Source organism: Synechococcus sp. GFB01, assembly GCF_001039265.1.
Taxonomy (GTDB): domain Bacteria; phylum Cyanobacteriota; class Cyanobacteriia; order PCC-6307; family Cyanobiaceae; genus NIES-981.
The window spans coordinates 17,255-27,148 of the sequence record NZ_LFEK01000027.1; the positions used below are offsets into that span (position 1 = coordinate 17,255).

6 protein-coding genes and 2 pseudogenes are annotated in these 9,894 nt (G+C 70.3%); 5 read left to right on the forward strand and 3 right to left on the reverse strand.

Going from position 1 to position 9,894, the window contains the following annotated elements; genetic code table 11:
• The first annotated feature begins 13 nt into the window (after window positions 1-13).
• The 4 genes from SYNGFB01_RS04825 to SYNGFB01_RS04840 all read left to right on the forward strand — a co-directional run bounded on the left by SYNGFB01_RS04825 (window position 14) and on the right by SYNGFB01_RS04840 (window position 4,396).
• Entirely contained in the window at window positions 14-1,294 is a 1,281-nt protein-coding gene (locus tag SYNGFB01_RS04825; protein WP_048017163.1) for a competence/damage-inducible protein A, read from the forward strand.
• On the forward strand, window positions 1,291-2,253 hold the full coding sequence (locus SYNGFB01_RS04830; protein WP_048017164.1) for a D-2-hydroxyacid dehydrogenase: 963 nt from the start codon (window positions 1,291-1,293) through the stop codon (window positions 2,251-2,253). The genes SYNGFB01_RS04825 and SYNGFB01_RS04830 overlap by 4 nt, the downstream gene beginning before the upstream one ends.
• 66 nt (window positions 2,254-2,319) lie before the next feature.
• On the forward strand, window positions 2,320-3,726 hold the full coding sequence (leuC, locus tag SYNGFB01_RS04835; RefSeq protein ID WP_048017165.1) for a 3-isopropylmalate dehydratase large subunit: 1,407 nt from the start codon (window positions 2,320-2,322) through the stop codon (window positions 3,724-3,726).
• Window positions 3,727-3,739: 13 nt separating this feature from the next.
• Window positions 3,740-4,396, forward strand: a complete 657-nt coding sequence (locus SYNGFB01_RS04840; RefSeq protein WP_048017166.1) for a 3-isopropylmalate dehydratase small subunit 2 — start codon at window positions 3,740-3,742, stop codon at window positions 4,394-4,396.
• A 15-nt stretch (window positions 4,397-4,411) separates the two neighbouring features.
• Here SYNGFB01_RS04840 and SYNGFB01_RS16240 read toward each other — a convergent pair.
• The 3 genes and pseudogenes from SYNGFB01_RS16240 to SYNGFB01_RS04855 all read right to left on the reverse strand — a co-directional run bounded on the left by SYNGFB01_RS16240 (window position 4,412) and on the right by SYNGFB01_RS04855 (window position 7,134).
• A pseudogene (locus tag SYNGFB01_RS16240) lies at window positions 4,412-5,379 on the reverse strand (DUF3769 domain-containing protein).
• A gap of 16 nt (window positions 5,380-5,395) precedes the next feature.
• Window positions 5,396-6,658 (reverse strand): annotated as a pseudogene (locus tag SYNGFB01_RS15865) (DUF3769 domain-containing protein); the annotation flags it as partial.
• A 356-nt stretch (window positions 6,659-7,014) separates the two neighbouring features.
• On the reverse strand, window positions 7,015-7,134 hold the full coding sequence (locus SYNGFB01_RS04855) for a photosystem II reaction center protein I (protein ID WP_010312075.1): 120 nt from the start codon (window positions 7,132-7,134) through the stop codon (window positions 7,015-7,017).
• A gap of 172 nt (window positions 7,135-7,306) precedes the next feature.
• Between SYNGFB01_RS04855 and SYNGFB01_RS04860 the strand changes: the two genes are divergently transcribed.
• On the forward strand, window positions 7,307-9,894 hold a 2,588-nt coding region (locus SYNGFB01_RS04860), incomplete at its 3' end, for an alpha-mannosidase (RefSeq protein ID WP_053068333.1).

Here is a 9,894-nt window from a genome sequence, read left to right on the forward strand (position 1 = left end):
GAGGCACAGCGGAGTGACCGCCGAAGTTCTCTGCATCGGTACCGAGCTTCTGCTCGGCAACATCACCAACGGCAATGCCCGCTGGATCGCCGAACAGCTTGCCGCTCTTGGCGTTCCGCACCACCGTCAGCAGGTGGTGGGCGACAACCGCGAGCGGCTGATCGGTGCGTTGCGCGAGGCGGCCGGTCGCTGCCGGGTGCTGATCACCACCGGCGGGCTCGGCCCCACCCCCGACGACCTCACGACAGAGGCGATCGCGGCGGCCTTTCACACGCCGCTGGCGGAACGGCCTGAGGTGTGGTCCGACATCCAGGCCAAGCTGGCCGCGCGTGGTCGGCCCGTGACGCCCAGCCTCCGCCGTCAGGCCCTGCTGCCGGTGGGGGCTGAGCTGCTGCCCAATGCCACCGGCTCGGCGCCGGGCATGATCTGGAGTCCGGATGCGGCCCGGCAGCCCTTCCCGATGCAGCCGGGGTTCACGGTTCTCACCTTCCCCGGAGTTCCCAGTGAGATGCGGGCGATGTGGGCCGCCACCGCCGCTCCCTGGCTGCAGAGCTCCGGTCTGGCGACGGGGGTGTTCGCCAGCCGCATGCTGCGCTTCTGGGGTGTGGCCGAATCCAGCCTGGCCGAGCAGGTGGCCGATCTGCTGGAGTGCTCCAATCCCACCGTGGCGCCCTACGCGGGCGCCGGTGAGGTGAAGCTGCGCCTTACCGCCTGGGGTGCCAGCCATGCAGAAGCCGAGGCGCTGCTACGGCCCGTGGAGGCGGAGATCCGTGCCCGCGCCGGCCAGGCCTGCTTCNGCGCCGACGACGATTCCCTGGCGTCGGTGGTGCTGGAACTCTTGCGGCGGCGGGGCCAGACCCTGACGGTGGCGGAGAGCTGCACCGGCGGCGGTCTCGGGGCTGCACTGGCGGCGGTGCCCGGGGCCTCGGAGGTGTTCGTGGGCGGGGTGATCGCCTATGCCAATGCCGTGAAGCAGGGGCTGCTGGGGGTGCCGGCCGGGCTGCTGGCCGCGCATGGCGCGGTGAGTGATCCGGTGGCCCAGGCCATGGCCGAGGGGGCCCGCCGTGCCACCGGTGCCGACTGGGCCATGGCGGTGACCGGCATCGCAGGCCCCGGTGGCGGCAGCGCCGAGAAGCCGGTGGGGCTGGTGCACATCGCCGTGGCCGGCCCGGATGGCTGCGACAGCAAGGGGGTGCGCTTCGGGGCCAGCCGTGGCCGCAGCTGGATCCAGCTGCTCAGCGTGGGTGAGGCGCTGAACCGGTTGCGGTTGGCGCTTCGTTGCAAGGACGGATGACCGTGCTCTCCCCCCGCCCCCGCCTCGTGGTCCTGGACGGCTACACCACCAACCCCGGGGACCTCTCCTGGGAACCGCTGGAGGCTCTGGGCGAGCTCACCGTGCACGCACGCACCCCGCCTGAGCAGGTGGCCGAGCGCATCGCCGGAGCCGCGGTGGTGCTTACCAACAAGACTCGTCTCGATGCCAGCGCGCTGGCATCGGCCCCGCGGCTGCGGGGCATCGCCGTGCTGGCCACCGGCCATGACGTGGTGGATGGCGCCGCCGCCCGTCGCCTTGGGATCCCGGTGTGCAACGTGCCCGAATACGGCACCGCATCGGTGGCCCAGGCGGTGTTCGCCCTGCTGCTTGAGCTTGCCAACCACACCGGCGGCCTGGCGGCGGCAGTGCGCCAGGGGCGCTGGTCGGCCTGCCCAGACTTCTGCTTCTGGGATGAGCCGCTGCTGGAGCTGGCGGGCCTCCGCTTCGGGGTGATCGGCCACGGCCGCATCGGCGCCGCCGTGGCCGGCATCGCCCGCGCCTTCGGCATGGAGGTGCTCAGCCAACGCCGCACCCCACAGCCCGGCGACGTGGACCTCGACACCCTGCTGGCGGCCAGTGATGTGGTGAGCCTGCACTGCCCGCTCACCCCGCTGACCGAGGGCCTCATCAATGCCGATCGTCTGGCCCGGATGAAGCCCGGTGCCCTGCTGATCAACACCGGCCGCGGCGCCCTGGTGGAGGAGGCCGCCCTGGCCGGGGCCCTGGCGCGTGGCCATCTGGGCGGCGCCGGCCTCGATGTGCTCAGCGTGGAGCCCCCGGCGGCGGACCACCCCCTGCTGGCCGCCCCCCGCTGCCTGATCACCCCCCATGTGGCCTGGGCCAGTCGCGCCGCCCGCGGCCGCCTCATCGCCGCCACCGCCGCCAATGTGGCCACCCTGCTGGCCGGATCCCCGATCAATGTCGTGAATCCCGGCTGAGGGCACCGCGGCAAAACCTCAGGCAGCGGGGCTCCTAGGGTGGCCCCTCCTGTGTCTGCATCCGCGTTGAGCGCCGGCACCCTCTACGACAAGGTCTGGGATCTGCACCGCGTGGCCGAGTTGCCGGGCGGCGGCGCCCAGCTGTTCATCGGTCTGCACCTGATTCATGAGGTGACCAGCCCCCAGGCCTTCGCGGCCCTCAAGGACCTGGGCCTCTCGGTGCGCCACCCCGAGCGCACCGTGGCCACGGTGGACCACATCGTGCCCACCACCTCCCAGGCGCGGCCCTTCGCCGATCCGCTGGCCGAGGAGATGCTGGCCACCCTTGAGGCCAACTGCGCCGAGCACGGCATCGCCCTGCACGGCATCGGCAGCGGCCGCCAGGGGATCGTGCACGTGATCGCCCCGGAGCTCGGTCTCACCCAGCCGGGCATGACCGTGGCCTGCGGCGATTCCCACACCTCCACCCATGGCGCCTTCGGGGCGATCGCCTTCGGTATCGGCACCAGCCAGGTGCGCGACGTGCTGGCCAGCCAGAGCCTGGCGATGGGCAAGCTCAAGGTGCGCCGCATCTGGGTGGACGGGCTGCTGCAGCCGGGAGTGTTCGCCAAGGACCTGGTGCTGCATGTGATCCGCGTGCTGGGGGTGAAGGGTGGCGTGGGGTACGCCTACGAGTTCTCCGGCCCGGCCATCGAGGCCCTCTCGATGGAGGAGCGCATGACGCTCTGCAACATGGCGATCGAGGGGGGCGCCCGCTGCGGCTACGTGAACCCCGATCAGACCACCTTCGACTACCTCCAGGGCCGGCCCTGTGCACCCAGCGGTGAGGCCTGGGCTCGGGCCGTGGCCTGGTGGCGCGGCCTGGCCAGCGAGCCGGAGGCGGTCTTCGACGACGAGGTGCGCTTCGATGCCGCCGCCATCGCCCCCACCGTGACCTGGGGCATCACCCCGGCGCAGGGCATCGGTGTGGATGAAGCCGTGCCCACCCTCGAGCAGACCCCCCCGGACGAGCGCCCCCTGGCGGAGGAGGCCTACCGCTACATGGACCTTCAGCCCGGTGCCCCGATCGCCGGCACCCCGGTGGACGTGTGTTTCATCGGCAGCTGCACCAACGGTCGCCTCAGCGATCTGCAGGCGGCCGCGGCGGTGGCCCGGGGTCGCCGGGTGGCTCCGGGCATCAAGGCCTTCGTGGTGCCCGGCAGCGAGCAGGTGGCTGTTGCGGCAGAGGCCGAGGGGCTGGACCGCCTGTTTCGCGAGGCCGGTTTCGAGTGGCGCCAGCCGGGCTGCTCGATGTGCCTGGCGATGAATCCGGACCGCCTCGAGGGTCGCCAGATCAGTGCCAGCTCCTCCAATCGCAACTTCAAGGGTCGCCAGGGTTCCGCCAGCGGCCGCACCCTGCTCATGAGTCCGGCGATGGTNGNNGCCGCCGCCGTGACCGGTCGCGTCACCGACGTGCGCCAGCTGATCTCCTGACCTGTTTCCCGCCATGTCGACCCGCCCAGCCGCTGCGTTCCCCTCCGGTCCGATCCGATCCCACCGCGGTCGCGGTGTGGCGGTGGTCGGTGCCGACATCGACACCGATCGGATCATTCCGGCGCGCTTCCTGAAGTGCGTCACCTTCGATGATCTGGCCCATGGGGCCTTCGCGGATGACCGGGCCGAACGGCGGGGCGAGCACCCCTTTGACCGCGAAGTGCACCGGGAGGCTTCCGTGCTGGTGGTGAACAGCAACTTCGGCTGCGGGTCCAGCCGTGAGCATGCCCCCCAGGCCCTGATGCGCTGGGGCATCCGGGCCCTGATCGGCGAGAGCTTCGCCGAGATCTTCTTCGGTAACTGCCTGGCCCTGGGCATCCCCTGCCTCACGGCTCCGTCGGACACGATCCAGGCTCTGCAGGAGGCCATCGCCGCCGATCCCGCGGCGGAACTGCTGCTCGATCTCGACGTTCTCCAGGTGGAACTGGAGAGCGAGTTCGTGGGTGCGAACCGCTGGCCGGTGCATCTCGACCCTGGCCCCCATCGCATGCTGGTGAGCGGTCAGTGGGATGCCACAGGCCAGCTGCTGGCTCATGATGATGCCCTCAGGGCCACGGCCGCGCGGCTGCCTTATCTGGTGGGTTTTTCCTCCAGCAGCAGCGGCATCTGACCCGAAACCCGCTGTTCAGCTTCCCGGCCGGCGGAGGAACGGATCGCTGCCGGGATGGGGCACGAAGGGCGTGCCGGTGCCGGTGAAGTCGAAGTCGTTGAGTTTCAGCCGGATCCCGCCGATGCCGTCATAGGGGCTGTAGTAGATGCCGATTTCATAGGAGCGGCGCTGCAGCTTCACCTCCACGTAGGAATACGAGGAATCTCCATAGAACTCGGAATTCGGGTCGATGTTGAAGCTGGCTCCACCTTCCACCACCAGCGGGCCGTAGATCTGCTGGGCCGCCTTGAAGCTGAGCGTGCGCAGATCCACGGCCCGATCGAAGCCGAACGGACTGCCGCCGTCGAGGAGGGTGCCTCCCACGCTGACCGACAGGCGGGTGTAATCGAACCAGGCTTGTCGAACTGCCCCAGCGTCAGGGCTGGGCCTCCATAGATGGTGAGCGTGTTCTGACTGGCCCCGTTGCCGTAGCTGATCAGATTGCCGCTCAGCCCCATCTCCAGACCGAGCCCGGGAACCACCGGGTCAGGCGAATAGCGCAGGCCTGCCGTCCCCTCCCCGACGTAGGCGGACCGGCCTCGCGACAGTTGGAGGGTGGTGCTGGCGCCCACGCTGAGGCTGCTGCGCCAGAGCGTGTCGAGCTGGTTGCTCTGGTAACGGTTGGCCTGGTAGTTACCCGATTCAAGGTTCCAGTTGATCCCCAGGGGGGTGAACGATGGGCTGCGGTCTCCTTTCTCGCGATCGCTGGCGGAGAGGGGAATGCTCCTGCCGCCGCTGATCCTGGCGCCGTATCGGTAAATCAGATTCTGCTCGCCCAGGCTGCCGTTGAACACACGCTCGCGGTAGCCGGCGAACAGGCTGGCAGTGGTGTCCGGAGCCCAGCTCAGCCCCAGGGGCCTGGCGAGCGTCGCTCTGCTGCGGGTGCCGTCGGGGATGTTCTCCGGGTTGAGGGTGGAGAGGCTGAGCTCGGTCCCGAATTTCATGCCGGCNGACGGGCAGCCTCAGGGCGGCATCCAGACCGAACAGGTCGGCGGGGGTGATGTCCTGGGTGATCGTGGGGCTGCTCAGGCTGGCGCCGGGCTCGATGTAACTGTTGGTCTGTCCCTCGAACGCCCGTTGCAGCATGAACTGCGGCTGGAGTTCGAGGCTTCCACTCCGACCGATTCTGATGGGGGGCAGGCTGTAGCCCAGGTAGACACCGTCGCGGTCCTCGTTGTCGTTCTTGATCACCAGCCGGGTTTGCTGGTTGTCACCGATCGTGGCGCGGGTGATGGCCGGCACCGAGAGTTTCTGGTCGAGCACGATTCGGCTGCTGCCGGCCGTGATGGTGGTCACGCCGCTGGTGCGATCGACCTCTGCCTGGACCTGGCGTGCGATCGTCCAGGAAGCTGCCGGGGTGAAGGGGTCGTTGGTGAAGGCCACCTCGGCGCCATTCCAGCGGTCACCCTGCAGTCGCAGCCTGGATGCCTGGAAGCGGATGCGGCTGATATCGCCTTTGGGCGCCTTGACGCCTGAGGGTGTGTTGAAGGGGCGACTGCCCCCGGACGGACTGTTGTCCGACTCGGTCGTGTCGATGAACGCGCTCAGATCGACGCTGAGCGAGGTGGTCAGGCTCTGCTGGTAGCGCACATCCCGGATCTCCTGCCCTGCGGACGGGCCCGCTGCGATGGGCCTGGCGGGACCGGGTTCCAGGCCCCGTCCCATCGTCACCGCATCGAGCGACTCGGCCAGGGTCGGGCTGTGANCCCCGGCAACCGCACCGGGGCAGNCCGGTGGAGCCGCGATGGTCGGCATCGGGCTGCGGCCGGGCGGTACCAGCTGCACCAGCGTCCGCCGCCCCGGATCGGCCTCGAGGGGTGGGCAGGCAAAGGCCGGCGCCGGCCTGGCGGACGGTTCCGCTGAGCCGGGGCTGCGCAGGTCACCCACCAACGTGTCCCGATCGATGACCCCGTACACATCCAGCAGCTCGCCGCTGCCCTCCCAGTCGCTGTAGCGCAGGCTGCTGGCCTGAAGGTACTGGTCGCCCTTCTGCAGCCGCACCTGGCCGATGGCCGCCACGCTGCGGCTGGCTTCGGAGTATTCGAGACGATCGCTCAGCAGCCGCCAGCCCTGCAGCATCACCTCCACATTCCCGCTGGCCACGACCCGCCCGAGCTGGCGGTCATAGCTCTGCCTGTCAGCTCGGATCAGCACGAACCCGGTCAACGGCCCAGCCCCAGAGCGACCTGTCGCANCCCCCAGACTTCTGCTGGCCCGTGGCATCGGCAGCCGTGATCGCAGCCGATGCTGGTTGCGCCCGCAGCGGCTGAGCCGTGGCCGTGAACGCCAGTGCAATCAACACGGTGGCCAGGCGCTGTGAAGCTGAGCGNCCTGATCGGCAGGTCCAGGCCATCAGATCAGCTCACAAGCCCAGAAGCTTTGGCCTCGGGCTAACCCCCCGGCTCGGCGGCATCACTGAAGCCCGGGGTGACCGTGATGGTTCGGCGTCAGATCGTTGGCGCAAGGACGGTGCCCAGAGCATGGAGTGCGAACCGAGCAGCGATGTCGCTGCCGACTATCCCATGGGATCCTGCCCCCCGTGCCCGGAGCTGGTCAGTTGAGCAGGCCGTCCCTCCCGCTCACTCCTCCAGATCCTTGCGACTGGGGGTGCGGCTCGGGTCGCTCGCCAGGAATCCGAACACGAAGATCCCGATGAAGAAGAAAACGACCGAATAAACCGAGATCTTGAGGGCGAGCATGGTTCGGCCTGGGGAGAAGCGGGGAGGTGCGTGGAGAGGTCAGCGCGTGACGGATGCCAGCAGGTGACAGGTGTCAGGAATGACAGGTGTCGGGGAATGACAGCCGCGTCGCAGGACCTGGTCGACCCCACGTCAGCGGCATCATCCTATGGACTTGGCTCGCCATCCAACGATGCCCGAGGCCCCAGCAGCAGGGCAGCCGCACGGGATTGAAACGTTTCAGTCACGTTCGCGCTGGGATCTGCAGCCGCTCTGGCAATGCCTGCAGCCGGATGGAACGACCGGCCCGGCGCTGGCCCATCCCTGGGGGGCCGAGCACCGGCCCGACTGGACGCGTCGCGGGCTGGTGATCTGGCCCCGTGGCGGCCTCTGGCAGCGCCTGCAGCTCACCCTGCCCTGCCCCGAACCCTGGCGGCTGCATCAGTGGCAGCGTTCCGCCGCCGTGGCCCGGGCCCGGCTGGTGCTGCGCTGGTGGGCCGAACAGGCGGAGCTGCGGGTCGATGGGGAGCGCGTGCACTGCGGTGACCTCTTCGATACGGCCTGCCGCTGGCCGCTGCCGGAGCGCTGGTGGCAGGGGGAGCCGCTGCGCCTCGAACTGATCCTGCGCAGCCCCCTCCATGACGACGGCGCCCTGATTCACAGCCGCCTCGAACTGGAGCCCCTCGATCCGGCCGATCCGGCGGGGCTCCTGGCGGAGACCCGCGAGGCGCTGGTCGCGTTGCGCCGCCGAGCGGGTGACTCCCCCGATCCCAGCCCAGCCGCCGGGTTCCATGTGCTGGGTCACGCCCATCTCGATCTGGCCTGGCTCTGGCCGGTGGCCGACACCTGGCAGGCCGCCGAACGCACTTTCGACTCGGTGCTCGGGCTGATGGAGCGGTTTCCCCAGCTCCACTTCGGACATTCCACGCCGGCCCTCTACGCCTGGCTGCAGCTCCAGCGTCCGGCGCTCATGGCGCGGATCCAGGCGGCCGTGGCGGCGGGCCGCTTCGAGCCGCTCAACGGCCCCTGGGTGGAGAGCGACTGTGTGCTGATCAGCACCGCCTCGCTGCTGCGCCAGTTTCAGGAGGGTCAGTGGTTCAGCAGGGCCTCCTTCCCCACCCTGCGTCACGATCTGGCCTGGTTGCCCGACAGCTTCGGCTTTGCGGCAGGCCTGCCGGCCGTGGCCGCGGCCACCGGCGTGCGCTGGTTCTGCACCCACAAGCTGGCCTGGAATGCGGACCATCCCTTCCCCCACCGCCTCTTCCGCTGGCGCAGCCGCGACGGCTCCGAGCTGCTGGCCCTGATGACGGCGCCGATCGGCACCGATGGCGATCCCGAGGCGATGGAGGGCTACCGGCTGGAATGGCAGCGGGCCACGGGTCTGCCGCGGGCGCTGTGGCTGCCAGGAGTGGGGGACCACGGCGGCGGCCCGACCGCGGAGATGCTGGAGCAGCTGGCCCTCTGGCAGGGGCAGAGCGTCGCCGCTCCACAGCGGCACGGAAGCCTGCGCGACTATCTGGTCGAGCTGGACCCGTTGGCCGGCCAGCTGCCGGTCTGGCGGGATGAGCTCTACCTGGAGCTGCACCGCGGCTGCCCCACCACCCGGCCCGATCAGAAGCGCCACAACCGCACGCTGGAGCGGCTGCTGCGCGAGGCGGAGCTCGCCGCTGCCCTGGCGGGGGCCTGGGGCAGTGCTCCCGAGGCCCCTGCCATCGACTGGCGGCCGCTGCTGTTTCAGCAGTTTCACGACATCCTCCCCGGCACCTCGATCCCCGAGGTGTTCGAGCAGGCCGAACCCCAGTGGCGGGCCGCCCGACGTGCGGCCTGCCGACAGCGGGACGGGGCCCTGCACCGCTGGCTGGCGATGGCCTGCGATCGCTCGGACGGTGCTGCCGGTTCCGCCGCTTCCGCTGCGCCGACGCCCGCTCAGCCCTGGTGGGCCGTGCAGCTGCAACCGCTGCGGGCCCGCTCCAGAACCCTGCGCCTGCCGCCTGGCTGCTGGCGGGCCGGGGATCTGACGCTGCCGGCGCAGCCCGCGGCGGCGGGCGGCCAGTGGGTCCAGCTGCCAGCTCTGGAAGGCGTGGCGGCACTGTCCCTGCGGCGCCGGCCGCCGAATCTGGATTCCGGCGCGGACAGCCCGGCTGAGCACCTCTCCCATCCCGTGGTGGTCACGGGCAGCCGCTGCAGCAACGGGCTGCTCGGCTTTCAGCTGGGTACCGGTGGCCTGGAGCAGCTCTGGGGTGCCGACCGGGAACCTCTGCTGGCAGGGCCGCTGCAGTGGTGCCGCTACCGCGATCAGGGGGAGTTCTGGGACGCCTGGGATCTGGCGGCCGACGCGCGCCAGCACCCCCTGACCTGGAGCTGGCAGGGGAGCCCCGCCTGGGTGGAGCGGGGCCCGCTGTGCGCGAGCTTTGTCTGGCGGGGGCACTGTGGCCGCAGCCCGGTGCGGCTGGAGGGCCGGCTGCTGGCCGGCAGCCCATGGCTGGAGCTGATCCTCCGGGTGGACTGGCGTCAGCGCCATGAGCTGCTGCGACTGGAGGTGCCGCTGGCCCGATCGGCACCGCGCTGGGCGGCCGATACCAGCGGTGGGGTGATCGAGCGGCCCAGCGAGCCCTGCACCGCCCGCGAATGGGCCCGCTGGGAGGTGTCGGGCGATCAGCTGGCTGGCCTCGGCCGGCGCTGCGGCGATCAGGGGGTGGCGGGCAGCGGCGATCTGGCGGTGCTTCTGGATGGCCCCCAGGGTGTGTCGGCGCGCCCCGGCAGCTGGGCGTGTCGCTGCTG